The organism is Massilia sp. P1_C10, assembly GCF_056406475.1.
Window position 1 is genome coordinate 18,881 of sequence record NZ_JBFUAC010000007.1, and the last position, 26,418, is coordinate 45,298.

The following is a 26,418-nucleotide window of genomic DNA, read 5'->3' on the forward strand; positions in this document are numbered from 1 at the left end:
ATGGCATCGGTGCAAAGCGCAATGTCCTTACGCTTGCGGACGCGACTCATCATCAGGTCCGGTGAACCGCGCGTGGATATCCTGTCGCCGGAGCGCACTCGTCAGAGGGGGCTTCGAGAGGCCTAAACGGTAACCGCATACCACCGACGTGGGGGCCGCAGCGTATGCTCGGCGGCATAGAGCGGGGCGGCGAAGCCGGCTGCGTAACGCACCAAGACAGTCGATTCATTTATTTTCACCTTGAGTTAGCAGGACACACGTACAAGGGGGCGATACGACGCGCTGATGCGCCTGCCCCGGCGAAAGAGGGAGGACTAGAACGACAAGACGAAGGTGCTGCTGCGCTGGCGCGCATTGGTTACTCTGGCACACGAGTTGGGCAAGCTAATTGAGGTGAGCGCGGCTGAATGCCCCCTCAATATTGAGCATCCGCCGGCTAATCGCCGCCGTGCATTGGTAACACAGGAGTGGCTCAATTTCACGTAAAATCGTTGACTGATAGAAGACATTACGATCAGGCTTTAGCCATTGGCATCAGCATCATGGCCGCGTCAGCGCCAATCCTAAATGTGAACCCAGATTCAGTGGAGCCGTCGACCGCTTCGTCGGCATACCGGAGAGAGTCAATGCAACTTAACACCAACTCCTCGCAACGTCTTGTGGTTGAGTCATCTCGCTTGCCGTGGGTTGATTCGCCCGTCGCTGGCGTCCAGAGGCAATTGATCGAACGCGACGGCGGTGAAGTCGCACGCGCCACTTCCATCGTACGCTACGCCCCCGGCGCAAGTTTTGCGCGCCATACGCACGATTTCGGCGAGGAGATTTTCGTGCTCGATGGAGTGCTTGGCGATGAGTCTGGCAGCTTCCCGGCGGGTACGTACATCAAGAACCCGCCCGGGTCCTCGCATGCGCCGGGCTCGACAACGGGCTGCACATTGTTTGTCAAGCTGCGTCATCTGGATTTAGCAGACCGCGAGCGGATCGTGGTCGATACGCGGACCGCAAACTGGTTTCAGGGGATGGTGCCTGGTCTGACAGTGCTTCCGTTGTCGGAGTTCGCGTCGCAGCACACGGCGCTGGTGCGCTGGGCGGCGGGGACGCAATTCAATTCGCATCGTCACTATGGCGGTGAAGAAATCTACGTGTTGGATGGTGTGTTTGAGGACGAATTTGGACGTTATCCGGCCGGCACGTGGATACGCAGTCCACATTTGAGCATGCACTGCCCATTTAGCCAGGAGGGATGCACAATTTTGGTCAAGACAGGCCACCTGCCAGTCGACGAATCCGATCAAGTGCTGGCGTGAGTTATTCGGGGGCGACTTCGTTGACCATGGCGTACGAAGAGTGCTGGGCAATCGATACTGCGATAGCCGCCAATTTCGCGTTAGCCAAACTGCGCGCATGGGCTCAACTGCGTTGTTTCTGCGTCTGAGTGTCAAATGTAAGCGGCCAGCCGCTCCACCTTCCATTGGAACTTAGGACTATGTAGAGTTTGCGAACGGTGGCAGCGAGTCGATCCTGCTGTTGGGGCAAGTTGGGAGTTGTTCGAGGTGTCGGCCAGCCACCGCAACGCCGCAGAGGGCAGCGATACTGCGAAGGCCATCGGTCAGGCGCTAGGCGCTGGCCGGCGCTGCAGCTTTACGCCAGGTCGAGCAGCCTGGCCATCGACAACAACCCAGTCGAGAGCGCGATACGTCCTCCATCGAAGACATCGTATTCCGCGCATTCATCGCAGCTGCAACAAAATTTGGTATCCAGCCTCGGGTGAAGTTTGCATGGGCCGGGTGGGCGCGATATGCGGACGTTATCAACGCAGACTTAAAAAGCAGCAATGCCTGTCTGCGCCCGACCGAGAATTAGCGCGTGGATGTCATGCGTGCCTTCGTAGGTATTGACTACCTCGAGGTTGACCATGTGGCGGATCACGCCGAACTCGTCGGAGGTACCGTTCCCGCCCAGCATGTCGCGGGCGACGCGCGCAATGTCGAGCGACTTACCGCACGAATTGCGCTTCATCATCGAGGTGATTTCCACCGCCGCCGTGCCCTCATCCTTCATGCGGCCGAGGCGCAGGCAGCCTTGCAGGCCGAGCGTTATCTCAGTCTGCATGTCGGCCAGCTTCTTCTGCACCAACTGGTTAGCCGCCAACGGCCGGCCGAACTGGGTGCGGTCCATGGTGTACTGGCGCGCGATGTGCCAGCAGTCTTCGGCCGCGCCGAGCGCGCCCCAGGCGATGCCGTAGCGCGCCGAATTGAGGCAGGTGAACGGGCCCTTCAGGCCGCGCACCTCGGGGAAGGCGTTCTCTTCCGGGCAGAACACGTTGTCCATCACGATCTCGCCGGTGACCGAGGCGCGCAGGCCGAACTTGCCGTGGATCGCCGGCGCCGACAGGCCGGCCATGCCTTTTTCCAGCACGAAGCCGCGGATCGCGCCTTCGTCGTCCTTGGCCCAAACCACGAATACGTCGGCCACCGGCGAGTTGGTGATCCACATCTTGGCGCCCGACAGCGCATAGCCGCCGTCGACTTTTTTGGCGCGCGTGATCATCGAGCCCGGGTCGGAGCCGTGGTTCGGCTCGGTCAGGCCGAAGCAGCCGATCCATTCGCCGGACGCCAGCTTGGGCAGGTATTTCTGGCGCTGCGCCTCGGTGCCGAACTCGTAGATCGGCACCATCACCAGCGACGACTGCACGCTCATCATCGAGCGGTAGCCGGAATCGACGCGCTCGACCTCGCGCGCGATCAGGCCGTAGCAGACGTAATTCATGCCGGAGCCGCCGTACTCGGTCGGGATGGTCGGCCCGAGCAGGCCCAGTTCGCCCATCTCGCGGAAGATCGAGGTGTCCATCTTCTCGTGGCGGAACGCTTCGAGGATGCGCGGGCGCAGCTTGTTCTGGCAGTACGCGGCGGCGGCGTCGCCCACCATCCGCTCATCGTCACTGAGCTGGTCGTTCAGCAGAAGCGGGTCGTCCCAGTGAAATGTCGCTCTTTTGTTTGTCATGATGGTGTCCTCGAATATTTGCTCAAGATTGATAAGAAACGCGGATGATCCGCTACATGTTCGGGTAATTCGGGCCGCCGCCCTCCGGCGTGACCCAGACGATATTCTGTGTCGGGTCCTTAATATCGCAAGTCTTGCAATGGACGCAGTTCTGGGCGTTGATCTGCAGGCGATCCGCGCCTTCGTCGCTCTTGACGAACTCATACACGCCGGCCGGGCAATAGCGCTGTTCGGGACCGGCATACCGCGCCAGATTCACCGCCACCGGAACGTCCCGATCTTTCAGCGTCAGGTGGATTGGCTGGCCTTCGGCGTGGTTGGTATTCGAGATGAATACCGACGACAGGCGGTCGAAGGTCAGCTTGCCGTCCGGCTTTGGATAGACGATGGGCGTGTAATCGGCGGCCGGCCCGAGCATCTCGTGGTCGGCATGCTTGTGGCGCAGCGTCCAGGGCGCCTTGCCGCGGAACAGGATCTGGTCGATGCCGCTCATGACCGTCCCGAGCAACAGGCCCTTCGACATCCACGGCTTGAAGTTGCGGGCGACGTGCAGCTCGTCGTGCAGCCACGACTGCGCGAACGCGAGCGGATAGCTCGCCAGTTCGTCATGCTGGCGCTGCTCGAGCAGCGCCGCAAAGGCCGAGTCGGCAGCGAGCATGCCGGTTTTGATCGCGGCATGGCTGCCCTTGATGCGGCTCACATTCAGGAAGCCGGCATCGCAGCCGATCAGCGCGCCGCCCGGGAATACCACCTTCGGCAGCGACTGCAGGCCGCCGGCCGTGATCGCGCGCGCGCCATAGGAGATGCGCTTGCCGCCTTCGAAGAAGCCGCGGATTGCCGGATGGGTCTTGTAGCGCTGGAATTCTTCGTACGGCGACAAGTAGGGATTGCGGTATCCCAGGCCGACCACATAGCCGACCGCGACCTGGTTGTTTTCCAGGTGATACAGGAACGAGCCGCCGTAGGTGTCGGCCGGCAGCGGCCAGCCGGCGCTGTGGATGACCAGCCCCGGCTGGTGTCTGGCCGGGTCGATTTCCCACAGTTCCTTGATGCCGATGCCGTAGGTTTGCGGATCCTTGCCCTTGTCCAGCGCATACCTGGCGATCAACTGCTTGCCAAGGTGCCCGCGGGCGCCTTCCGCGAACAGCGTGTACTTGGCGTGCAGTTCCATGCCGCGCTGGAACGCCGCGGTGGGCTCGCCTTCGCGGTTCATGCCCATGGCGCCGGTGGCAACGCCCTTGACCGCGCCATCGTCGTTGTACAGGATTTCGGCAGCCGGGAAGCCGGGGAAGATCTCGACACCCAGCGCTTCGGCCTGCTGGCCCAGCCAGCGCACCACGTTACCCAGCGAAACGATGTAATTGCCGTGGTTCTGCAGCGCCTTCGGCAGCGCGAAGGCGGGCGTCCGGAACGATCTGGTGGCGGTCAGGAACAGCACGCGGTCTTCGGTGACGGGCGTGTTGAGCGGCGCGCCGCGTTCCTTCCAGTCGGGCAGCAGCTCGGTCAGCGCACGCGGATCGATCACCGCCCCCGACAGGATATGCGCACCGAGCTCGCCGCCTTTTTCGAGCACGCAGACCGACACTTGCCGGCCTGTTTCGGCGCCCAGCTGTTTGAGCCTGATGGCGGCGGACAGCCCGGCAGGGCCGCCGCCGACGATCACCACGTCGTACTCCATGGCTTCGCGCGGTCCGTATTGTTCAATCATCGTGATAGGCTCCGGTGCCGCGTCAGCGGGCAAAATATAGGTCGTGAAGCTGGTCGAGGCTCACTTCGGAGGCCGGCTGGGACAGTACGACCTTGCCACTTTGCATCAGATACACATGGTCGGCGACCGACACCGCCCGGTGCGTATTCTGTTCGACCAGGATAATGGTGCGGCCTTCCTGCTTGAGCCGGGCGAGAATCTCGAACAGCTCATTGACCATCACCGGGGCCAGGCCAAGCGAAGGCTCGTCGATGATGAGCAGCTTCGGGTTGCTCATCAAGCCGCGCGCCATCGCCAGCATCTGCGCCTCGCCGCCGGAGAGCGAGCCGGCCAGTTGCTTGTGCCGTTCGCGCAGGCGCGGGAACATCTGGTACGACTTCTCGAGGTTGGCTGCGGCGCCGGCCCGGTGCTGCGGCGCGAACGCGCCCATCATCAGGTTTTCCTCGACCGTCATGTCGCGAAACGTCATGCGGCCTTCCGGAATCATGGCCATCGACATGCCTGTCATCTTCCAGGTCGGCATGCCGTTCAGGGACTGGCCGTCCAGCGTGACCGACCCCTGCGACACCCCGACCATGCCCATGATGGCGCGCAGCAGGGTGGTCTTGCCGGCGCCGTTCGAGCCGATGATGGTGGTCAGCTTGCCCGTTTCAGCGGTCAGGGACAGGTCCCACAACACATTGATCGCCCCATATCCTGCGCGGACGTTTTTAACTTCAAGCATGTTCTGCTCCCGTATAGCTCTTCACCACCGCCGGATCGCGGAACACCTCGTCGGGGGTGCCGTTGGCGATGAGTTCACCGAAATTGAGTACCGCCACCCGCTGGCACAGGTTGCTGATGGTCTCGATATCGTGCTCGATGATGATGATGCCGACCGCAAACTTCTGATGCAGCTGCTTGAGCATGTTCATGAAGTTGCGCTTGCCGGTCGTCTCGAGGCCGGCCAGCACCTCGTCGAGCAGCAGCAGCTTCGGGTCGGTGGCCAGCGCCTTAGCCACTTCCAGCGCCTTCAGTTCGGTCAGCGCCAGCGCGGTGGCGGCGTCGCGTGCGGCCTTCGCCGACAGGCCGGTGAAATCGAGGATTTCATCGATCCGTTTCTGGTTGATGCGGCCGGTGCCAAAGCGCTGGGCCACCATCAGGTTCTCGCGCACCGTCAGTTCGTGCATCGGCTGGGGAATCTGGAACGTGCGTCCGATCCCCATCCGGGCGCGCTGATACATCGGCGCGGCCAGCACGTCGCGGCCATCGAACATGATCTTGCCGCCGGTCGGCCGTACCAGGCCGGAGATGGCGTTGAACAAGGTGGTCTTGCCGGCGCCGTTGGCGCCGACCAGGCCGACGACGTCGCCGGTGCCGACCGCGAGCGAGACGCCGTTGACGGCGGTGAGGCCGCCAAAGCGCACAGTGACGTTATCAAGCTGGAGCATCATTTTTCCTCGTGAACTTGCGCATCAGTGCCAGCAGGCCGTTCGGACTGGCGACGATCATGGCGACCAGCACGACGCCCAATACAAGCTGGTGACCCGACGGCAGAATGTTTTTGACGAATAGCTGGTCGACCAGGTAGACCACGACGGCGCCGACGATCGGGCCGGTGATCGTGCGGTAGCCTCCGAAAATCGCCGCCACGATCGGGATCGTGACCCACAGGCCGCTGAACGCGTAATCGGGCTCGAGGAAGTTGATGTAGTGGGCGTTGAACGCGCCCACCACGCCGCACATGAAGGCCGATACCACTAGCATCAGGGCCTTGAGCAGCGTGTTGTTCACGCCCACCACCTGGGTCGCGTCTTCGCTGTCATGCATGGCGCGCAGCGCGAGTCCCTGTGGGCTGCGCCGGATCAGCTCGTAGACGACGGCGAAGGCGAGCACGATGCTGAGGATGACCAAGTAGCTGCCGGTTTTGCTGCTGAGGTCGTAGCCGAGCACGACCGGCAGGCGCGGAATGCTCGAGATGCCGGCCGAGCCGCCGGTGACCGAGGTCCATTCGTTGGCGAGGATGCGGAAGATGTGCGCATAGGCCAGTACCGCCAGGGCAAAATACGGCCCGCGCAGGCGCAGCACCGGGAACATCGCGAACGCGGCAACGACGGCGCCAAGGCCACCGATCAGGATTGCCAGCAGCACCGGGATACCGTGCTGCATCGACAGGATGGCCGAGGTGTAGGCGCCGACGCCGAAAAACGCGGCGTGGCCAAAGCTGACCATGCCGCCGAGATTGCCCAGCAGCGCCCAAGACAAGGCGATGCCGCCGATCACCAGCGAAGCGATCACCAGGCTCATGACGTAGTTGTTACCGCCAACGGCCAGCGGCACCAGGATGTAGACCGCCAGCAGCGCGGCGACCATGGTTTTATTGAGCGTCATCCGCGCCTCCTTGTAGCGCCGAATAATCCATTCGGCATAACGAACAGCACCAGCAGGAACAAACCCATGCCGACCAGTTCCTGCAATGCCGAGCTGGCCAGCGTCACGGTCAGCGCCTCGGCAATGCCGATCAGCACCGCGCCGATCAGGACGCCGGGGATCGATCCCACGCCTGCCAGTACCGTGATGATGAAGGCCTTGACCGTCAACACGCCGCCGTAAGCGGGGCTGATCACGCCATAGCTGAACAGCGCAACGCCGGCGAAGGCGGCCAGGATGCCGGCCACGATGAACGAGACCAGCTCGGTGAAGCCGGGATCGATCCCCATCAGCTTGGCGGCATCGCGATTGCTCGATACCGCCCGTACCGCGCGACCATACCAGCTGCGCGAAAGCCACCACCATAGCCCAACGATCAGCGCCAGGCTGACGACGAAAAACAGCAGTTCGCTGCGCATGCTGAACAGCGGGCCAATCACGAAGGCCTCCTGCATCCACGACGAGCTGGTGGTATGCACATCGGCCTTCCAGGTCAGCAGGATCAGGTTGGTCAGGATCACGCCGATGCCGTAGGTCAGCGTCAGCGAGTTAATTTCGCGGTTGGTCTTGACACGCCCGACCGCGAAATACACCGATGCCGAGGCGATGCACACGACCACCACTGAAACCGGGATGGCGGCCATCGGATTCCAGCCCAGTTTCGACTCGACCGTGTAGGCGACGTAGGCCGACAGCAGCACCAGCTCTCCGTGCGCCATGTTGATCACTTTCATTGCGCCGAACACCAGCGCCAGTCCGAGTGCGATCAGGGCGTAGGAACCGCCCTGCAGCAACCCGGAATACACAGCTTGCATTATTAATTCGGTCATATTCTGCATTCCATTCGAATTCGTCGCCGGCAGGCGGGGCCGCTGGCCCCGGCCGCCTGCCACCTTTCATTACCAGGGAACGCCCGGATACACGACCTTGCCGGTAGCGGCGCTTTTCGGCCAGACCAGCTCGATTTTCTTGCCCTGATGCTGCCCCATGTTCTGGACGAAGTTCTTGTTGTCGCCCTTGGCATCGAACTGCACGCGGCCGATCAGCGTCTGCCGATCGGTCTTGCGCATCTCCTCGATGACGCCGTTCTTCTTCAGGGTGCCTTTGTCGGCGGCGCGGGCGATCGCTTCGAACAGCAGCATCGACTGGACGTAACCGAACTGGCCCAGGTAGTCCGGCTCCTTGTTGAACAGCTTATGGTAGGTTTCGCCGAACGCCTTGCCGTCAGCAGTGGTGAACGCGACCGGGAACGGCAGCACCGCGGTGCCGTAGACGTTCGGCATCAGGTCGGGGAAGTCGCCGGCCATCTTCGGCGTCGCCAGCGACCATACGCCGATCATTGCCTTGACGTTCGGCTTGAGTACGCGCGCCGCACGCAGGATGCCGACATAGTCGTTTTCGTAGCCGACCATCGCCACCACTTCGGAGCGGTCTTGCAGCTTGACCTTGTTGATGATCGGCTTGAAGTCGGTGATCGACGGGTCGAAGGCATGCGTCGCGACCTTGATGCCTTTCGCTTTGAGCGTTTTCTCGACGTCGGCAGCGAGCGCGTGGGTCGCTTCCTTGGTCGAGTAGATGATCGAAATCGATTTCGCGTTCAGGTCCGACACCAGGCCGACGAGCGCCTTCTGGTAGCCGGCCGTGTTGTTGATGCGGAAAAAATTCTTGCGGCCGCTATTGACCAGGCTGTCGTCGACGCCGCCGGAACTGACGTACGCCAGGCCGAGCTTGCCGGCCGCGTCGGACGCCGGCGCGATGTTGTTGGAACCGTAGCCGCCGGTGACGGCGAGCACGTTCTGGCTGGCCAGTTTTTCAACGGCGGCGATCGCTTTCGCCGGCGCCGACTCGTCATCGACGATGATCAGCTTGACGGTATGCTTGCCGTTGGTCTTGTTAAACAGTTCAGCGGCAACCTTGACGCCTTCCTGGATGCCATTGCCCACCCGTGCCAGGCTGCCCGTCAGGGGCAGTTCGACACCGACCAGCAGTTCGTCGGCGTACGCCGTCGACAGGGTGGATGCGGCAATCAGGGCCAGCGCGATTTTTGTTCGGGTGTTGTTCATTTGTCTCCGCCTATTCAGATTTGTTCCACGATCAAGTCCTGTTGTCAGGACCAGTTTTCCTACATCAGCCGGGCGTGTGCCCGCCGGAATTCACGATGCCTTACTCAGCTAACAGGGTGGCCCAGGCTCATGGCGACGTTGCGCACCATTTCCACCAGGCGCGGCCCGAGGTCATTCATCAACACGTCGCGCGGCAACAGGAAAGCGGGGCCGCCGCAGTTGAACGCCATGGTATTGGCAGGGGAAGTATCGATTAACGGTACGCCGACGGCGCTGATGCCCGCGTCCCAGATGCCCGACGACAGGCAAAAACCGCGATCCTGGTAATCCCTGTAGCCCTGTTCAATATCGGCCTTGATTTTCGGCCAGTTGTCTTCGTCATTGAGCCGGATGTGGTCCATCAGGAAGTCGCGATCCTTCTGCGGCAGGCCGCACAGGTAGGCCTTGCCCATCGCGGTGGTGGCCAGCGGAATGCGCGATCCCGCATCGCGGCGCAAGGTCACGGCCGCGCTGCCGCGGCACGCCTCGACGTACACCATGCTCAGCCGTTCGCGGATGCCCAGCGCCACGCTGGCCTGGGCGTGCTCGGCCAGCTCCTGCATCGCGGGGCGCGCCAAATTGCGTACATCGAGACCGGACAGCACGGTATACCCGAGGGCCAGCACGCCCGAGCCGAGCTGGTAGCGGCCCTGGTCGGCCGAAAAGTTCAGGTAGCCGAGCTCGGTGAGGGTATAGGTGAGGCGCGAAATCGTCGGTTTCGGCATCCCGGTCCGCTTGGCAATTTCATTGTTGCTCAGGTATTTCTCCCCCGGCCGGAAGCAGCGCAGGATCTCCAGGCCGCGCGCCAGGGCGGTCACAAAGCGGCGGTCCTTGCCGCTGTCGTCATCCGGGAATGGCTCGATCTGCTCGCCCATGGTGCGTCTCCTGTTCGTTGTGTCCCCCTGCATCGTTGGCAGGCTGGTCCAGATATTCACACACCCAAAAGCGCAGTGTCAACTGTTTTGTGAAATCACGGTTCGCACTGCGGAACGTCTGATGGTTGCCGAAGAATCGTCTGCCAGCCAGCCCGCCGCGAGGTCTTGGCCGGAACACGCTGGACAAAAAACGGGCGGCGAGGTTCGATAATCAGCGGTTTACATCCCTCATGAAAATAAGGTATCGTTCATTTCGAATTATTTTGCGGAATGATGTTCTGCACAGCGAAACAACAATCAAAAGGAGCGAATAATGAATTCCGGCCAGCCCAATCCCGTCTTGCGCCAGCTGTGCGGCGACATCCTCCTCGTGACAATCGATCATCCGCCGGTCAATGCGCTCGGCGTCGAGGTGCGCCGCGGCCTGCTGGCAGCGATCGACGGCGCCGGCGCCGACCCTGCGGTGGCGGCGGTGCTGCTGGTTGGCGCGGGGCGCAATTTCATCGGCGGCGCCGATATCCGCGAGTTCGGTATGCCGCCGCTGGCGCCGGCGCTGCCCGACGTCTGCAACCGCATCGAGGCATGCGGCAAGCTCGTGGTGGCGGCGATCCACGGCGCCGCGCTCGGCGGCGGCCTCGAGGTCGCGCTGGCGGCCCATTACCGGATCGCGCTGCCGGCGGCCAGGCTCGGGTTGCCCGAAGTGCAGCTGGGGCTGTTGCCTGGCGCCGGCGGCACGCAGCGCACGCCGCGCCTGATCGGTGCCGCAGCGGCACTTGAGCTGATGCTGAGCGGGCGCCATATCGGCCCCGCCGAAGCGCTTGAGCTCGGCCTGATCGACCGGGTCGGTTCCGGCGCCGACCCGGTGGCCGAAGGCCTGGCCTATACCCGCGAGTTGCTCGACAAGGCGGCCGCGCCGCGCCGCACCCGCGATGCGCCCGGCCTTGCCCAGCGCGAACAGCAGCTCGCTGCCCTCGACGCGGCGCGCGCCGATACGGCGAAGAAGGCGCGCGGCCTGTTTTCGCCGCTGAAGATCGTCGATGCCGTGCAGGCTGCCGTCGAGCTGCCGTTCGACGCCGGCCTGGCGACCGAACGCAAGCTGTTCCTTGAATGCCTCGACAGCCCACAGCGTGCCGGCCTGGTGCACGCCTTCTTTGCAGAGCGCGAAGTGCTGAAGTCACCCGAAACGCGCGCCGCCAAGCCACGCCCGATCGACAGCGTGGGCGTGGTGGGCGGCGGCACGATGGGGGCCGGCATCTCGGTCGCCGTGCTGGACGCCGGCCTGCAGGTGACGATGATCGAGCGCGACGAGGCTTCGCTTGCGCGCGGCCGCGCTCACGTCGAGAAAGTCTACGACAGCCTAATCGCCAGAGGCCGCATGACCCCAGAAGCGAAAGCGGCGGTGATGGCGCGCTGGCACGGCAGCACCAGCTACGACGCGCTGGCGCAGGTGGACCTGGTGATCGAAGCGGTATTCGAAGACATGGCGGTCAAGCTGGCCGTGTTTGCCGAACTCGACCGCGTCTGCAAGCGCGGCGCGGTGTTGGCCACGAATACGTCTTACCTCGACATCGACCAGATCGCCGCGAGTATTTCGCGCCCGGCCGATGTGCTTGGCCTGCACTTTTTTTCGCCGGCCAACATTATGAAGCTGCTCGAGATCGCGGTGCCGGCCGCCGTCGCGCCGGACGCTGTGGCAACCGCCTTCGAACTGGCCAAAAAGTTGGGCAAGACACCGGTGCGCGCCGGCGTGTGCGACGGTTTCATCGGCAACCGTATCCTTGCGGTGTACCGCCAGGCTGCCGACCACATGATGGAAGACGGCGCCTCGCCCTACCAGATCGACCAGGCCGTGCGCGACTTCGGCTACCCGATGGGACCGTACCAGGTGGCCGACCTGGCCGGCGGCGACATCGGCTGGGCCACCCGCAAGCGGCGCGCGCCAACGCGCGACCCGCAGGCGCGCTATGTCCAGATCGCCGACCGCTTGTGCGAGCGCGGCTGGTTCGGCCAGAAAACCGGCCGCGGCTTTTATCTGTATGCCAAAGGCGCGCGCAACGGCACCCCCGATGCGGAAGTCGAGGCCATCATCGACCTCGAGCGCCAGCGCGCCGGCGTTGCCCCACGCCGCTTTAGCGACGCAGACATCATGCGCCGCTACCTCGCTGCGATGATCAACGAAGGCGCCAACGTGGTGCATCAGGGCATTGCGCTGCGACCGCTCGATGTCGACGTCACCTTTGTCCACGGCTACGGCTTCCCGCGCTTTCGCGGCGGCCCGCTGAAGTATGCCGACACGGTTGGCCTGGACAAGATCCTGGCCGACATCCGCGAGTTCGCCAGGGAGGACCCGCTGTTCTGGCAGGCTTCGCCACTGCTGGTCGAGCTTGTCGAACGCGGCGCCGATTTTGCCAGTCTGAACCAATCGAACTAACCCACCCGAAGCCGACCAGGAGAACACTTGCCATGCGCGAAGCTGTCATCGTTTCAACCGCCCGTACCCCGCTCACCAAAGCGCACCGCGGCGAATTCAACATCACTGCCGGGCCCACGCTGGCCGCATTCGCGGTACGTGCTGCGGTGCAGCGCGCAGGGATCGACCCGGCGCTGATCGAAGACGCCATTCTTGGCTGTGGCTATCCGGAAGGAACCACCGGCCGCAACGTGGCGCGCCAGGCAGTGATTCGCGCCGGCCTGCCGATCACCATCGCCGGCACCACCGTGAACCGCTTCTGCGCATCCGGATTGCAGGCGATCGCGATGGCCGCCGGCCGCATCGTGGTCGAAGGCGTGCCTGCCATGATCGCCGGTGGCGTCGAAAGTATTTCGCACATCCGCAGCCGCGACAGCGGCGACTCCGGCATCGATCCGTGGATGCTCGAACACAAGCCCGAGTTGTACCTGCCGATGATCGACACCGCCGACATTGTCGCTGCGCGCTACGGCATCAGCCGCGAAGCGCAGGACCGCTTCTCGCTCGAGAGCCAGCGCAGGACCGAGCTGGCGCAACTGGCCGGCCGCTACCGCGATGAAATCATCGCCTGCACCACCACGATGGCGGTGACCGACAAGGAAACCGGCCTCGTCTCGCAGGTCGAAGTGACGGTCGACGCCGATACCTGCAACCGCCGCGGCACCACCTATGAGGCGCTGGCAAAGCTGAAGCCGGTGATGGGGGAGGACAAGTTCGTCACGGCGGGCAATTCCTCCCAGTTGTCCGACGGCGCCTCCGCCTGCGTGCTGATGGAAGCGAAGGATGCGGAACGCGCCGGCCTGCAGCCGCTGGGCGCCTTCCGCGGCCTGGCCGTGGCCGGCTGCGAGCCGGACGAAATGGGCATCGGCCCGGTGTTTGCCGTGCCCAAGCTGCTGGCCCGGCATGGCCTGACGGTGGCCGACATCGGCCTGTGGGAACTGAACGAGGCGTTCGCTTCGCAGGCGATTTACTGCCAGCAGCGGCTCGGCATTCCCGAAGAGCTGCTCAATGTCGACGGCGGCGCCATTTCGATCGGCCATCCGTTCGGCATGACCGGTGCGCGCCTGGCCGGGCACGTGCTGATCGAGGGCAAACGGCGCGGCGCGAAATACGCCGTCGTCACCATGTGCATCGCCGGCGGGATGGGCGCTGCCGGGCTGTTTGAAATTTACTAAGGAATCGCATGGATCTGAATTTCACCCCTGAAGAAGAGCAATTTCGCAGCGAAGTGCGCGCCTTCCTTGCCGCCAAGCTGCCGGCGCGCCTGTCCGATAAGGTGGCCAGCGGCAAGCACCTGTCGAAGGCCGATATGGTCGAGTGGCACGCGATCCTGAACCAGCGCGGCTGGCTGGCCAACCACTGGCCGCAGGAGTACGGCGGTCCGGGTTGGAGCGCGGTCGAGAAGTTCATTTTCGAAAACGAGTGCGCGCTGGCCAATGCGCCGCGCATCGTGCCGTTCGGCGTCAACATGCTCGGCCCGGTGCTGATCAAATATGGCAACGCGGCGCAGAAGGCGTACTGGCTGCCGCGCATCCTCGACGGCTCCGACTGGTGGTGCCAGGGGTATTCGGAACCAGGCGCCGGCTCGGACCTGGCCGCTGTCAAGACCACTGCGGTGCGCGGCGCCGATGCCCAGGGCGAGCACTACATCGTCAACGGCCAGAAGACCTGGACCACGCTCGGCCAGTATGCCGACATGATTTTTTGCCTGGTGCGGACCAACCGCGAGGCCAAGAAGCAGGCCGGCATCAGCTTCCTGCTGATCGACATGAAGTCGCCAGGCGTCGAGGTGCGTCCGATCATCACGCTCGAGGGCGAGCACGAAGTGAACGAGGTGTTCTTCACCGACGTGCGGGTGCCCGCCGAGAACCTGGTCGGCGAGGAAGACCAGGGCTGGACCTGCGCGAAATACCTGCTCACGTACGAACGCACCAACATCGCCGGCGTTGGCATGTCGGCGGCGGCGCTCGAGCGCCTCAAGGGCATCGCCGCCCGGCAGCAGCGCAACGGCCGGCCGCTGGCCGAGGACCCGTCGTTTGCGGCGCGCCTGGCGTGCGTCGAAATCGATCTCGAGAACATGAAGACGACCAACCTGCGCGTGATTGCCGCCGTCGCCGGGGGCGGCGTGCCCGGCGCCGAGAGTTCGATGCTGAAGATCCGCGGCACCGAGATCCGCCAGCAGATTTCGTCGCTGACACGGCGCGCGATGGGCGCCCACGCGCGCCCGTTCGTGGCCGCCGAACTCGATGCGGACTACGACGGTGTCCAGACCGGCCCCGACTTCGCCGCCGCCGCTGCCGCGCAGTACTTCAACAATCGCAAGCTGTCCATCTTCGGCGGCTCCAACGAGATTCAGAAAAACATCATCTCCAAGATGATCCTCGGCCTGTAAGGACCAGAACATGAACTTCGAACATACGGAAGAACGGCGCATGCTGGCCGACAGCCTGAACCGCTTCATCGCCGAACAGTACAATTTTGAGACACGCAACCGCATCGCCGCCACGCCGGAAGGCATGAGCGGGGAGATGTGGCAGCATTTCGCCGAACTCGGCGTCATCGGGGCGCTGTTGCGCGAGGACGATGGCGGTTTCGGTGGCGCCGGCTTCGACATCGCCGTAGTCTTCGAGGCGCTCGGGCGCGGGCTGGTGGTCGAGCCCCTGCTGGGCAGCGCCGTTCTGGCGGGCGAAGCCATCGCAGCTGCCGGCAACAGCACGCAGAAGGCGCTGCTTGCGGACATCATCGACGGCAGCATGATCGCCTCTTTTGCGCATGACGAACCGGAGACGCATTACGAACTCGCGCGGGTGCAGACCAGCGCCCGCCGCAGCGCCGACGGCTGGGTCCTGAACGGCGCCAAGTCGGTGGTGCTGCAGGGCGAGGCGGCCGGGCTGTTCGTGGTCTCGGCGCGCAGCGCTGGCGCGATCGATGATGAAGCGGGCATCTCGCTGTTTCTGGTGCCGAAAGACACGCCAGGGCTGGCGGTGCGGGGCTATCCGACCATGGATGGCGGCCGCATCGCAACGCTGATCTTCACTGATGCCAGGCTGGGCGCCGATGCTCTGCTGGGCGAAGCGGACCAGGGCTACGCCACGCTTGAGCGCGCGGTCGGGCGTGGCGTGCTGGCGCTGTGCGCCGAGGCGCTGGGCGCGATGGAAGCGGCAAAAACCGCCACGCTCGAGTACCTGCTGACCCGCAAGCAGTTCGGTGCGGTGATCGGCAGCTTTCAGGCGCTGCAGCATCGGATGGCCGACCTTTTGCTCGAAATCGAGCAGGCACGCTCGGCCGTGATCAATGCCGCCGCCGCGCTGGACGCAGACCGTGTTGCGCGCGAGCGCGCGCTGTCGGCCGCGAAGATGAGCATCGGCCGCATTGGCGCGCTGGTCGCCGAAGAGTGCATCCAGCTGCACGGCGGCATCGGCATGACGTGGGAACTGCCGCTGGCGCACTACGCAAAGCGGCTGGTGATGATCGACCATCAGCTCGGCGACGAGGATCATCACCTGCAGCGCTATATCGCGCTTGGCAAGCTGGCAGCATGACGCACATCGGGAGCTTATTGTGACAGACAATGTATCTTTGCCACTCGCCGGGGTCCGCGTTCTCGACCTCTCGCGCGTGCTCGCCGGGCCATGGTGCGCGATGGTGCTGGGCGACCTTGGCGCCGAAGTCATCAAGGTCGAACACCCTGAACGTGGCGATGACACGCGCGACTGGGGCATGCGCATCGGTTCTACCGAGACCGCCTACTTCAATAGCGTGAACCGCAACAAGCGCTCGGTCTGCCTGGACCTGAAAACGCCGGAAGGACAGGACCTGGCGCGCGCACTGGTGAAAAAAAGCGATATCGTGATCCAGAACTTCAAGTTCGGCGATATTGAACGGCTCGGCCTAGGCTATGCGCAACTGAGCGCCGACCAGCCTGGCCTGATCTACTGCTCGATCACCGGCTACGACCGCACCGGTCCCGAGGCCGCCCGGCCCGGGTACGACCTTGTGATCCAGGGCGAAGCGGGGCTGATGGCCATCAACGGGGAGCCGACCCAGCCGCCGCTGAAGTTCGGCATTGCCGCGGTGGACATGATGACCGGCATGTATGCCGCCCAAGGCGTGCTGGCAGCGCTGTACGAGCGTCAAATCTCGGGAAAGGGCCGGCATATCGGCATGGCGCTGTTCGACTGCGGGCTGATGATTACGGCCTATTACGGGCTCGAAGCATTGCTTCGTGGTGACGACCCTCCCCGCTTCGGCAATGCGCACCCGTCCATCATGCCGTACGGGGTCTACGAGGCCGAGGACGGGCCGCTGGTGGTCGCAGTCGGCAACAATGCGCAGTTCGTCCGCTTCTGTACCGACGTCATCGGCCGGCCGGACATTGCTGCCGATGAACGGTTCAAGACCAACCTGTTGCGCACCACCCACCGCGACCTGCTGATGCCTGAAATCCGCAGCGAGCTCGGGCGCAGGAAGCGTCGGGACCTGCTCGACCGGATGAGCAGTGCCGGCATTCCGTGCGGTGAAGTGGCGGGTCTGCACGAAGCGCTGACGTCGCGCCGCGCCATCGACAGCGGTCTGGTAGCAACCATGCCGCACCCTGAGGTCGGCAGTGTCAGCGTGCTGGCGTCGCCTTACCGTTTCGACGGCGAACGGTTGCCGGTACGCAGCGCGCCGCCGCAACTGGGCGAAGGGACTAAGGACGTGCTGCAGGAATTGCTTGGCTTGTCCGATGACAAGGTAGCGGGGTTGAAATCGCGCGGCGTATGTTGAATCCTTAACCGCAGGAGTTTGTCTTGGGCCCTCGTCTTCGAGCATTCGTTGGGTTTGCTGTTGGACAGGGTCGGTGGATCAGAAAAAACACGGGGGAAATGATTCTCGCTTCGTGCGACACTAACTGCCGCTCGCTCACTCTCTGCATTTGGACATGAACGAATTGGAAAAATGAGATACCAGTTCCTTATGTTGTCGCGCGAGATGTACCGCAGCGCCTGGCCTGGGTGGTTGGATGCGATATGCGGCCAACATGCCAAAGCTGAAGAAAAATTTTCCCGCCTTGCTCATGCACGGCTTTCGTTACCTCTTGCCATCCAGCTATCTGTTTGCTGTTATAAATCCCGGGCGTCTTCGGATAGCCCTTGCCCTGTGGACTGATCTGGGTGGCTTCGGAAATAATCAGGCCAGCAGTGGCGCGCTGAGCATAGTAGCGCGTGTTCAGGTCGGAGGGCACGTCGTCCGCAGCAGCGCGGCTGCGCGTCAAGGGCGCTATCACGATCCGGTTGCGAAGCTCAACTGAACCGATTTCGGCGGGGGGCGAACAATGAAGATGTGTCAGATTGATTCGTTTTAAAACTTCCACGGTGTGGGCGAACCGATTGCTTCGGATCGCATGATAGGAGCGCTAAGTTAGGCGATGGGGCAAACAGTGATGTACCCGGCAGGCGCACCTTCCAAGCAGGTGGCACGGCAGCCATGCCCGCCTAACGGTTTGGTTTGTCCTATGCAAAAGCTTGTCGAGCGCATTCGCCAATCCTGCGCTGCGTGGCTAAAATCGCTTGCGGCGGGCCTAAATCCTAGTAGTTTTTAGATGATAAGAAAAATTCGGGTAAATGTTGCAAGTTTTGCTGCAAGTGGTGATGCTGTCGTAGTGAAATACCGACGGAATAAGACTTTCTTACACTTTCCCCGAGGATCATATATATTCCTTGAGGAAACCTTCTGTACTCTGCAGGGCGCAAGCTCGATAAACTTCACAACATCATAATGCCAAAGCTTCTCGACGCTACTTTGCAACAGCATGCCCGTTCTGCCGATCGCCTGATGCTCTCTATTCTCTGGGGCTTGTTCGCCATCGCTTTGGCCTTATCACCTCTGCACGGCACCTTTTACTGGGCTCTGCTGATTGGATTGCCGACGGCGGGTGTGCCGACGGCCCTGATCTTGCTGCGCGGCGGACGTCGCGGCACGGCGATCGTAGTCGCCGCCGCCCTGATGGTGTTTTCAGCCCTGCACATCCACCAGGCGGCGGGCATGAACGAAGTGCACTTCGGCATTTTCGTGCTGCTGGCGTTCCTGCTTTGTTATCGGGACTGGCTGGTGGTGGCCGCCGCCGCCGGCGTCATCGCGGTCCATCACCTGAGCTTCAATTATTTGCAGGAGCTTGGCTACGGCGTGCTGTGTATGAGCGAACCCGGCATTGGTCGCGTGCTGATTCACGCCACCTATGTTGTCGTCGAAACGGCAGTGCTGTGCTACTTGGCGGTGCTGCTGCGCCGCGAAGCGGTGCAGGCGGCCGAACTGGAGGCGCGGGTCGCAGCGATGTCCGGGGGGGCCGCCGGCACAATCGACCTGCGCCCTGGCGTCGCCGCCACCAGCCCCGCCGGGCTGGCGTTAGACACGGTGATGGACAGTCTGCACGAGGCCTTGACCCAGGTACAAAGCGGAGTGGGCGCGATCACCAGCGCTTCGCAGGAAATCGCCCTCGGTAACCAGGATCTGTCGGGCCGCACAGAGCGCCAGGCGACCTCCCTGCAGGGCACTGTCGCCACCATGGAGGCGTTGACCGAACGGGTGAAGCAGAGCGGTGTCAATGCGCGCCGCGCCAACGACCTGGCTATCACGGCGTCGGGCGAAGCCGTTCGCGGCGGCGAGGCCGTCGCCGAGGTGGTGGACACCATGGCGTCGATCAATGAGTCCTCGCGCAAGATCGTCGACATTATCAGCGTGATCGACGGCATCGCCTTCCAGACCAACATTCTGGCGCTCAACGCTGCTGTGGAGGCGGCCAGAGCGGGCGAGCAGGGTCGTGGGTTCGCCGTGGTGGCGGCGGAGGTGCGCAACTTGGCGCAGCGCTCGGCTGCGGCGGCCAAGGAAATCAAGCAATTGATCAGCGACTCCGTGGGCCGCGTCGAAGCTGGCACGCAGCTGGTCGACGCTGCCGGCGCGCGCATGCAGGAAATCGTCACCAGCGTTGCCGGAGTCACCGCTATCATCGGCGACATCAGCGCCGCCAGCGCGCTGCAGGAAGGCGACATTGGCCGCATCAACGACGCTGTCGGCGAAATGGATGGGGTCACCCGGCAGAACGCCGCGCTGGTGGAAGAGGCGGCGGCAGGCGCCGCGTCCTTGCACCGGCAGGCGGCAAGCCTCGATGCCATCGTTGCCCGCTTCACCTTGCACGCGCCAGCAATGCACGCATCGCTGCCGCCGCCGCGCGGTCACCTGCGCATGGTTGGCGGCGTTTCCAGCGCAGCTTATCCGAACGGCCAGAGCGCTCATCCAAAGGCTGGCCTCGGTGATAGGCTTTACTCCAACGTTTTAGATCGCGCGTCATGATCCCGATCCACTCAGACCACGGCAACGCGCCGGGCTGCACAGGTTGCCGCACCCCGGACGGACTCGACTTCGACTTCGAATACGCTTACCAACCAATCGTGGACCTCACAAGCCGCACCATCTTCGCGCATGAAGCGCTGGTGCGCGGTCCAAAGGGCGAATCTGCTTACAGCGTGCTGTGCCAGGTCAATGACACCAACCGCTATCATTTCGATCAGGCATGTCGGGTCAAGGCGATCCGAGGCGCGGCAGCGTTGGGCATGAAAGGAATGCTCTCCATTAATTTTCTGCCGAATGCGGTGTACCGCCCGGAGGCATGCATCCGAAGCACCTTGGCGGCGGCCCGCGAGTGTGACTTCCCGATCGAACGCATCATCTTTGAAGTGACGGAAGGCGAGGAAGTCATGGACCGGCCGCATCTGGTCAATATTTTCCGCGAGTACCAGCGCTTCGGCTTTCACACCGCCATCGACGATTTCGGCGCGGGTTACGCTGGACTGAACCTGCTGGCGGAGTTCCAGCCGTCCATCGTTAAGATTGACATGCATCTGGTACGCGGCATCGACAAGAATGCGCCTAAGCAGGCGATCGTCGATGGGATCGTGTCGATCTGCAATGCCCTCGATATCCGCGTGCTTGCCGAAGGGATCGAGACGCCCGAGGAGCGCGATTGCCTCCGCGAAGCCGGCATAAGCCTGATGCAGGGCTATCTGTTTTGCAAGCCAGCATTTCAGTCACTCGGGACGATTGTCGACGAGGCCTGGGGCTAAGGAAGAGCAAACTGGAACAGGAAAGCGGCCGCAAAGGACATCCTCCACCTGGCCGAATTCGCATTGTCGATCAGGCGCTCGGTGCCAAGAGCCGCAAAGGTCTCGCTGCTGGCCGTGCCGCTGCTGACCACTTGTGTGATTAACCGGTTGCGCGCGGTACCGTCCCCTGCCGCTAGAATCGGAACGTCCAAGCCGCGAATGGAAAAGCGGCGGAAGGGTGAGAGAAAAGACCACTCCCGTCGATGGAGTTCTACGGAGGCGTTGTCCGTAGAACTCCAACTTTCGCGCTTTGCTGCACCGACCACAGCAAACACATGCCCCGCGGCCACGTGCAGTGATCCTCGAGTTCTTTAATATTAGCTGTGCAGTGCGGATACGCGCGGTGGGGGCGCTCGTCATTTACGCTCAGCATATAAAATACCTACCAAATACAACCGACACTGTCAATTAACCCAGCGTTGCGACTGGTGCTTGGAAACGGCCGCATAGTGCTGACGCACTTTGCAATGCGCTCAGTGACTGTCAGACGTTCGGTCTGTTCGCTCAAGAAAACTTGCCGAACATATAGCCCGACGGACCCGAACCGGGTGGCGACCATGCAGACACACTGGCTGACGAGTGGAGGGTTGTGGCGTATAGGTATTTCTGCATGGGAACAAGTTCGGATTTGAAGTAAGTTCTGCTCGTCCATTTACATTAGAACTGAACATGTAGTTGAGTTTATTGGATGGCTATAGCACGATGAAAGAGGCTTCTGCCTCTTTCCTATGCGCCGCGGGGACTCTCAACCGCACGGGCTCTTTGTTTGACGATGGACGCCACACCGCGATTCGAGCTATGAAGTTCGAATCTATTCAAAATCCGAGTCAAAATCGTCTCCGCAACTAGTACAAACTTTGGATATACAAGGGCTACAAATCTCGCTAACTTGATGATGGTGCGGAGAGGATTTTGATGTAAGTAGTTGATTTTTATAGCTTTGTCCAAAGACTTGAAAACTGGCGACGGGGGAACCTGTTCGTGAGTTCGAATCTCACCGCTTCCGCCAAAGGCACATCAGTAAGCTCCCCGACCGGGAGCTTTTTTTTCGCCTCTTCATAGGGAAAAATCAAATAAGTTCGTGCGCGGAGGTTCTACACTGTTCGCCAGAATCCAGCGATGTCGCATGGGTAGAAGCATGGGTAGGGTCTCATGGCGCACACAGTCAGAAAACTCTCCGCCATACTCGTTAGCAAGCTGAGTTCGCCTGGATATTACGGCGACGGCGACGGGTTGTGGCTGCAGATCTCCGGCTCCGGCTCGAAGAGCTGGGTGTTTCGGTTTACCCTGTCCGGCCGGCGACGCGAGATGGGCCTCGGCGGGCTGAACGCAGTCAGCCTCAGCATAGCGCGGGAAAGGGCGCGGGAATGCCGGCTGCTGCTGACCGAACGCAAGGATCCCATCGTTGTCCGCAACGCGAGCAGAACCGCCTCCGCGCTGAGCAGGGCACGGGCGAAGACGTTCGACCAGTGCGCGGCGGCCTACATCAGCGCGCACCGCGGCAGCTGGAAGAGCGCCAAGCACGCCTTGCAATGGGAGACCTCGCTGGCAAACTACGCATCGCCAGTGTTCGGGGCGCTGCCGGTGTCCGATGTCGACACGGACTTGGTTGTGCAGGTTCTGAGACCAATCTGGAACACCAAGACGGAAACGGCCGTTCGCTTGCGCGGTCGGATCGAATGCATCCTCGACTGGGCCACCGTCAGCAAGTATCGCCAAGGCGAGAACCCGGCCAGGTGGCGCGGCCATCTCGAGAACCTGCTGGCCAATCCGAACAAGATCGCGCCGGTCACGAATTTTCCTGCGCTGCCATGGCGAGAGATTGCGGGGTTCATGGCTGAACTAACGGGCCGCGAAGGCACCGCCGCGCTAGCGGTGCAGTTTGCGATCCTGACCGCGTGCCGGTCCGGCGAGGTACGCGGCGCCAAGTGGAACGAGATCGATCTGGACGAGAGGCTATGGACCATCCCCGCCGAGCGGATGAAAGCGGGAAAGGAGCATCGGGTGCCGTTGTCGACCGCCGCGATCGCCGTGCTGCGACAACTACCGCGCGACGGCGATCTGGTCCTCTCTGGCCGAGCGCGCGACACGATGCTTTCGGATATGAGCTTGACCGCGGTGCTGCGGCGCATGGGACGAGGGGATATCACCGTGCATGGCTTTCGCTCGACATTCCGGGATTGGTGCGCCGAAGCGGCTGGCAACTCCTTCTCTCGCGAGACGTGCGAGCATGCTTTGGCACACAGCCTGCCGAACAAGGTCGAGGCGGCGTACAGGCGGGGTGACCTGTTCGACAAACGGGTGCCGTTGATGCAGGCCTGGGCCGACTACTGCATGTCGAAGGTCAGCACGATCGCAGACCTCGCACGATAAGCACTATTTATTGCCAGTCGTCCCCGTCCGGCTAATGACCTGGTCGAGCTTTCGTTGCGTGTCCGGATGATACCCGGGGCGCGCTTGCTGGTACACGGCAATGGCCCAGTCGCGCTTGGCGGGTGTATTCAACAGTACCTGGTACAGCGCGCCGGTAAACTTCATGCGTCCGACATGCATGAGGAAATCGCGCAGTGGTTCAAGGACGGCGTCGTACCCCGCCTTGATGCTGGCCCGGTAAAAGCGGACAGCGACTTCGTTATTTGCCGTGCCAGTGAGGTGGGCAGTCTCGTCAAGCGACTGTAACTGCGCGGCGCTGGCCTTGCCGTCAATATCGTCCAAGAACTTGATCCACTCCACCGCCTGCCAGTTGCCAGTACCAAGCTCGGTCGTGGTGATGTCGCCCTTGAGCCAAGCTTCACGTACTTGGCCGAGTCGGCCCAGCCGCGGTGAGGACGCGCGACGCGCGCTCGCGGGGATACCCGGGCCATACAGCCATTCATTGAGTTCGGCGGTGCTCATGACCTCGGGATGGGCGCGCAGAAGTTCCGTTTGCAGGTAGTATTTGAACTGGTCGGTTGTCGCACTTCGGAAAGCGTTCTTGTCGAACCAGCCGCGCAAGAACGGATCGAACAGGGCGCGGCCCGCGCGTTGCTCCAGCGTTCGCATGAACCACGCGCCCTTGTTGTAAGCCAGGCCCTTGTCGGTGTAATGCTCGGCATCGGTGTCAGGAAACTCGGTAACCAGGCCTTGCTTGGACTGCGGCACATTGCCGATGTAGGCGAGCGTTCCTTCCTGCTCCACTTGCAAGGCCATGGAGGCGAATTCGACGCCATAGATCTGCTCGACGATGCGATTGGTGATATAGGTGGTGACGCCTTCGTTCAGCCAAAGATGCTTCTGGGACGCCATGGTCACCAGGTTGCCGGCCCAACTGTGCGCCAACTCGTGCGCAACGAGGGAAACCAGGCTGCGATCGCCTGCAATCACTGTCGGGGTGAGAAACGTCAGCCGCGGATTTTCCATGCCGCCCAGAGGGAAGGAGGGCGGCATGACGACCATGTCGTACTGGCCCCAGCGGTAGGGGCCGTACAGCGATTCGGCCGCCGCCACCATTTTCTCGGTGTCGGCCATTTCGTGCTGCGCCGCCGCGATGCGCTGCGGTTCGGCATAGATACCCGTGCGGGGGCCAAGCCTGCGGTAGTCCAGTTCACCAATGGCGATTGCCAGCAAGTACGAGGGAATCGGCTGCGGCATCCGGAAATACCAGCCACCCTTGCCGGTGGCGGCGGGATCGTTGTTGGCGCTCATCACCACCCGCAGTCCGGCCGGCGCACCGATGCGTGCGCTGTAGGTGAAGCGTACCGCCGGGGTGTCTTGAAGGGGTAGCCAGGACCGCCCCTGGATTGGTTCGTTGTAGCTGAACATGAAGGGCTGCTTGCCGTTCATTGTCTGGGCTGGTGCCATCCATTGCAAGGCTCCAGCGTCGGGCGAAGTCCGGTAGGTGATGCGCACCTTCTCCGGATGCGACGCCGCATCAATATGGAGGGCCTGACCCAGCGACGGGACAACCGGATCCAGTGTGAAGGCGGCTGCATGCCATTGGCCATCGGCGCCGAGCGCCTCGATCTTGTCGATATGGAGATCCCTCGTGTCGAGATCGAGTGTTGCCGCCTTGGTGTCAATCCAATCTAGCGACAGTTCGGCGTAACCGGAAAGCGTCTTGCGCCCGAAGTCCGCGTCCAGGTCCAGCTTGACGTCACGCACCTTGACCTGGTCGTCATGGGCGAAACTAAGCGGATCCCGCGCGAGCGCGGATCCAGCGGTGTGCAGAAGAAGCGCGCAAATCGATACACGCGCCAGCGTTAGGACTGTCATGGAATCTCCATTAGGCGATAGGGGCAAACTGGTAGTCCTACTTTGCCGTACCGCTATTTGCCATCCGCCGCTCCAGCGACATCATATGCAGCGGCACGCCATTCTCGGTGGGCTGGCGATCCAAAAAGCTGCGCCCAGCGGCGCTGCCTTTCAAGTACGCATCGAGAAAGGCTTGCGTATATCGCGCGGTCCAGCCATACGCAGCCAGCACCTCCTGGCGCGAATACTCATCCTTGACGTCCGCCGGCGTGAAGCGCAGCAGCTGCGACGCGAAATCAAAGTGACGCAACGGTCGCATGGTGGCGAGATAGACGTCAGCGTGCGTCATCTCATTGATGAAGCTGCGGCTGGTGTCGATCTTTTCCATGTTCAGCGCTTCTATGGATTTGTCGCGCGACCCGACGAACAGCAGCGGCGTCGTGATGCGGCCGGCGCTGACATCGCGGGCGGCCTTCGCGCTGCCATCGACAAACGCGTGCACGTAACGAAACGGCCCGTCAAGACTGACGACCGCGCGAATGCGGCTGTCCTGGGCGGCGGCAATCAAATCTGCCATGCCGCCCCAGCTGAATCCCACCACGCCGACGTGCCCCAAATCCGCCTGCGGCAGTTGCTGGGCCGTACCAATCAGGAAGCGGATGTCGGCCGCTTGCGCCTCGACACCCTCGGAATCCAGGCCCATTGCGCGTTCCCGAGCGCCTATGCTGGCGCTGGCGATGACCACGTAGCCCTGGCTGGCCAGGAATTCGCACAACTCAGCATTTTCCGCAGCCGACGATCCGAACCCTGGTGCATAGACGATCAGTGGAAAGGTCCCCGGAGCAGGCGTTGCATCGCGTTGCGCCATGGTGGCCTGCTGCAATTCCTTGAGCACCACGTCCTTTGGCATCTTGGCACTGCGCGCCTTCACCCACGCCTCCGCCTTGCGCTCCACCTCGTCCGCCGGCAAGTCGAACTGCTCATCGGCCCGGGTGATGCGTAGATAGTCCGTACTGGTGAGCTTCGCGCCCATGTCACGCGTGGGATACCACACGAGCGCGAGAAGTGGCCGTCCCCGCTCACTGAGCACGGCCGCCGCGCCTGGCGTTGCTCCCTTGCGCTTGTAGGCGCGGGTGGCGTCATGTTGCTGGAGGACCCGCAGGCCGACGGCGTAGCTGCCTGGCTTGGCGTCGAGCACAAAATTCGATTGGGCGTGCGTGCAGGTGCACAGCAGCATCAGCACCAGCGCTAAAAGGTGTCGCATGAAGTTCTCCAAACTGCCATTTTTTTATAGGTCGATTGCTCGCCATGCAACGCGAAGTTATTTGTGCTTGCCATACCGATTGCCAGTGCGCGTATTGGCGTAACGGCCTCCTTTGTGGGATTTGCCGCTACCGCCGGCGTAGTGACCGCCATGGCTGGTGGTGTGGTGTCCTCCGCCGTAGGACGCGCCTTTGCCACCTCTGCCGCCTTTCGCGAACGA

At 62.5% G+C, this 26,418-nt stretch carries 19 protein-coding genes and 1 pseudogene; 9 read left to right on the forward strand and 11 right to left on the reverse strand.

Translation table 11 applies throughout. The features are described 5' to 3' along the window. Window positions 1-626: 626 nt before the first annotated feature. Complete coding sequence (locus AC1D02_RS15665) at window positions 627-1,307, forward strand: cupin domain-containing protein (protein ID WP_477318464.1); 681 nt, start codon at window positions 627-629, stop codon at window positions 1,305-1,307. 514 nt (window positions 1,308-1,821) lie between these two features. Here AC1D02_RS15665 and AC1D02_RS15670 read toward each other — a convergent pair. The 8 genes from AC1D02_RS15670 to AC1D02_RS15705 all read right to left on the reverse strand — a co-directional run bounded on the left by AC1D02_RS15670 (window position 1,822) and on the right by AC1D02_RS15705 (window position 10,097). Continuing rightward, window positions 1,822-3,003: an acyl-CoA dehydrogenase gene (locus tag AC1D02_RS15670; RefSeq protein ID WP_477318466.1), complete on the reverse strand. Its 1,182-nt coding sequence runs from the start codon at window positions 3,001-3,003 to the stop codon at window positions 1,822-1,824. A gap of 52 nt (window positions 3,004-3,055) precedes the next feature. After that, complete coding sequence (locus AC1D02_RS15675; protein ID WP_477318930.1) at window positions 3,056-4,681, reverse strand: electron transfer flavoprotein-ubiquinone oxidoreductase; 1,626 nt, start codon at window positions 4,679-4,681, stop codon at window positions 3,056-3,058. Between the two features lie 52 nt (window positions 4,682-4,733). Next, complete coding sequence (locus tag AC1D02_RS15680; RefSeq protein ID WP_477318468.1) at window positions 4,734-5,435, reverse strand: ABC transporter ATP-binding protein; 702 nt, start codon at window positions 5,433-5,435, stop codon at window positions 4,734-4,736. Next, window positions 5,428-6,141 (reverse strand): ABC transporter ATP-binding protein, encoded by a 714-nt coding sequence (locus AC1D02_RS15685; protein ID WP_477318932.1) that lies wholly within the window; start codon window positions 6,139-6,141, stop codon window positions 5,428-5,430. The genes AC1D02_RS15680 and AC1D02_RS15685 overlap by 8 nt, the downstream gene beginning before the upstream one ends. Continuing rightward, window positions 6,128-7,081: a branched-chain amino acid ABC transporter permease gene (locus tag AC1D02_RS15690; protein ID WP_477318470.1), complete on the reverse strand. Its 954-nt coding sequence runs from the start codon at window positions 7,079-7,081 to the stop codon at window positions 6,128-6,130. The genes AC1D02_RS15685 and AC1D02_RS15690 overlap by 14 nt, the downstream gene beginning before the upstream one ends. Then, window positions 7,078-7,950, reverse strand: a complete 873-nt coding sequence (locus AC1D02_RS15695) for a branched-chain amino acid ABC transporter permease (RefSeq protein ID WP_477318472.1) — start codon at window positions 7,948-7,950, stop codon at window positions 7,078-7,080. Before AC1D02_RS15695 ends, AC1D02_RS15690 begins: the two co-directional genes overlap by 4 nt. Before the next feature lie 69 nt (window positions 7,951-8,019). Continuing rightward, window positions 8,020-9,183 (reverse strand): ABC transporter substrate-binding protein, encoded by a 1,164-nt coding sequence (locus AC1D02_RS15700; RefSeq protein ID WP_477318474.1) that lies wholly within the window; start codon window positions 9,181-9,183, stop codon window positions 8,020-8,022. 104 nt (window positions 9,184-9,287) lie between these two features. Further along, the gene (locus AC1D02_RS15705) at window positions 9,288-10,097 is read right to left on the reverse strand and encodes an IclR family transcriptional regulator (RefSeq protein WP_477318476.1); all 810 of its coding nucleotides are present in this window, start codon (window positions 10,095-10,097) and stop codon (window positions 9,288-9,290) included. Between the two features lie 313 nt (window positions 10,098-10,410). Between AC1D02_RS15705 and AC1D02_RS15710 the strand changes: the two genes are divergently transcribed. Genes AC1D02_RS15710 through AC1D02_RS15730 form a run of 5 tightly spaced genes read left to right on the forward strand, consistent with a single transcriptional unit; the run spans window position 10,411 to window position 17,334 of the window. Further along, window positions 10,411-12,528 (forward strand): 3-hydroxyacyl-CoA dehydrogenase NAD-binding domain-containing protein, encoded by a 2,118-nt coding sequence (locus tag AC1D02_RS15710; protein ID WP_477318478.1) that lies wholly within the window; start codon window positions 10,411-10,413, stop codon window positions 12,526-12,528. Window positions 12,529-12,560: 32 nt separating this feature from the next. Further along, the gene (locus tag AC1D02_RS15715) at window positions 12,561-13,742 is read left to right on the forward strand and encodes an acetyl-CoA C-acyltransferase (protein ID WP_477318480.1); all 1,182 of its coding nucleotides are present in this window, start codon (window positions 12,561-12,563) and stop codon (window positions 13,740-13,742) included. A gap of 8 nt (window positions 13,743-13,750) precedes the next feature. Next, window positions 13,751-14,959, forward strand: a complete 1,209-nt coding sequence (locus tag AC1D02_RS15720) for an acyl-CoA dehydrogenase family protein (RefSeq protein WP_477318482.1) — start codon at window positions 13,751-13,753, stop codon at window positions 14,957-14,959. 10 nt (window positions 14,960-14,969) lie between these two features. Further along, entirely contained in the window at window positions 14,970-16,109 is a 1,140-nt protein-coding gene (locus AC1D02_RS15725; RefSeq protein WP_477318484.1) for an acyl-CoA dehydrogenase family protein, read from the forward strand. Window positions 16,110-16,125: 16 nt separating this feature from the next. After that, window positions 16,126-17,334, forward strand: coding sequence for a CaiB/BaiF CoA transferase family protein (locus AC1D02_RS15730; protein WP_477318934.1), 1,209 nt, complete (start codon window positions 16,126-16,128; stop codon window positions 17,332-17,334). Window positions 17,335-17,557: 223 nt separating this feature from the next. On the opposite strand, the pseudogene AC1D02_RS15735 reads toward AC1D02_RS15730, so the two are convergent. Next, window positions 17,558-17,902, reverse strand: a pseudogene (locus AC1D02_RS15735) (oxidoreductase); the annotation flags it as partial. A 422-nt stretch (window positions 17,903-18,324) separates the two neighbouring features. Here AC1D02_RS15735 and AC1D02_RS15740 point away from each other — a divergent pair. The 3 genes from AC1D02_RS15740 to AC1D02_RS15750 all read left to right on the forward strand — a co-directional run bounded on the left by AC1D02_RS15740 (window position 18,325) and on the right by AC1D02_RS15750 (window position 23,078). Then, window positions 18,325-19,896: a methyl-accepting chemotaxis protein gene (locus AC1D02_RS15740; RefSeq protein ID WP_477318486.1), complete on the forward strand. Its 1,572-nt coding sequence runs from the start codon at window positions 18,325-18,327 to the stop codon at window positions 19,894-19,896. Next, complete coding sequence (locus tag AC1D02_RS15745) at window positions 19,893-20,666, forward strand: EAL domain-containing protein (protein ID WP_477318488.1); 774 nt, start codon at window positions 19,893-19,895, stop codon at window positions 20,664-20,666. The genes AC1D02_RS15740 and AC1D02_RS15745 overlap by 4 nt, the downstream gene beginning before the upstream one ends. A gap of 1,191 nt (window positions 20,667-21,857) precedes the next feature. Then, on the forward strand, window positions 21,858-23,078 hold the full coding sequence (locus AC1D02_RS15750) for a tyrosine-type recombinase/integrase (RefSeq protein WP_477318490.1): 1,221 nt from the start codon (window positions 21,858-21,860) through the stop codon (window positions 23,076-23,078). Between the two features lie 3 nt (window positions 23,079-23,081). Here AC1D02_RS15750 and AC1D02_RS15755 read toward each other — a convergent pair whose 3' ends face one another. Next, window positions 23,082-24,956, reverse strand: a complete 1,875-nt coding sequence (locus AC1D02_RS15755) for a M1 family metallopeptidase (RefSeq protein WP_477318492.1) — start codon at window positions 24,954-24,956, stop codon at window positions 23,082-23,084. A gap of 37 nt (window positions 24,957-24,993) precedes the next feature. Then, window positions 24,994-26,199: an alpha/beta hydrolase family protein gene (locus tag AC1D02_RS15760; RefSeq protein WP_477318494.1), complete on the reverse strand. Its 1,206-nt coding sequence runs from the start codon at window positions 26,197-26,199 to the stop codon at window positions 24,994-24,996. Window positions 26,200-26,418 lie beyond the last annotated feature (219 nt).

Coding starts and splice junctions, on each gene's coding strand:
- AC1D02_RS15665 (WP_477318464.1), top strand. CDS start 627: ATGCAACTTAACACCAACTCCTCGCAACGTCTTGTGGTTGAGTCATCT.
- AC1D02_RS15670 (WP_477318466.1), bottom strand. CDS start 3,003: ATGACAAACAAAAGAGCGACATTTCACTGGGACGACCCGCTTCTGCTG.
- AC1D02_RS15675 (WP_477318930.1), bottom strand. CDS start 4,681: ATGGAGTACGACGTGGTGATCGTCGGCGGCGGCCCTGCCGGGCTGTCC.
- AC1D02_RS15680 (WP_477318468.1), bottom strand. CDS start 5,435: ATGCTTGAAGTTAAAAACGTCCGCGCAGGATATGGGGCGATCAATGTG.
- AC1D02_RS15685 (WP_477318932.1), bottom strand. CDS start 6,141: ATGCTCCAGCTTGATAACGTCACTGTGCGCTTTGGCGGCCTCACCGCC.
- AC1D02_RS15690 (WP_477318470.1), bottom strand. CDS start 7,081: ATGACGCTCAATAAAACCATGGTCGCCGCGCTGCTGGCGGTCTACATC.
- AC1D02_RS15695 (WP_477318472.1), bottom strand. CDS start 7,950: ATGACCGAATTAATAATGCAAGCTGTGTATTCCGGGTTGCTGCAGGGC.
- AC1D02_RS15700 (WP_477318474.1), bottom strand. CDS start 9,183: ATGAACAACACCCGAACAAAAATCGCGCTGGCCCTGATTGCCGCATCC.
- AC1D02_RS15705 (WP_477318476.1), bottom strand. CDS start 10,097: ATGGGCGAGCAGATCGAGCCATTCCCGGATGACGACAGCGGCAAGGAC.
- AC1D02_RS15710 (WP_477318478.1), top strand. CDS start 10,411: ATGAATTCCGGCCAGCCCAATCCCGTCTTGCGCCAGCTGTGCGGCGAC.
- AC1D02_RS15715 (WP_477318480.1), top strand. CDS start 12,561: ATGCGCGAAGCTGTCATCGTTTCAACCGCCCGTACCCCGCTCACCAAA.
- AC1D02_RS15720 (WP_477318482.1), top strand. CDS start 13,751: ATGGATCTGAATTTCACCCCTGAAGAAGAGCAATTTCGCAGCGAAGTG.
- AC1D02_RS15725 (WP_477318484.1), top strand. CDS start 14,970: ATGAACTTCGAACATACGGAAGAACGGCGCATGCTGGCCGACAGCCTG.
- AC1D02_RS15740 (WP_477318486.1), top strand. CDS start 18,325: ATGCCAAAGCTTCTCGACGCTACTTTGCAACAGCATGCCCGTTCTGCC.
- AC1D02_RS15745 (WP_477318488.1), top strand. CDS start 19,893: ATGATCCCGATCCACTCAGACCACGGCAACGCGCCGGGCTGCACAGGT.
- AC1D02_RS15750 (WP_477318490.1), top strand. CDS start 21,858: ATGGCGCACACAGTCAGAAAACTCTCCGCCATACTCGTTAGCAAGCTG.
- AC1D02_RS15755 (WP_477318492.1), bottom strand. CDS start 24,956: ATGACAGTCCTAACGCTGGCGCGTGTATCGATTTGCGCGCTTCTTCTG.
- AC1D02_RS15760 (WP_477318494.1), bottom strand. CDS start 26,199: ATGCGACACCTTTTAGCGCTGGTGCTGATGCTGCTGTGCACCTGCACG.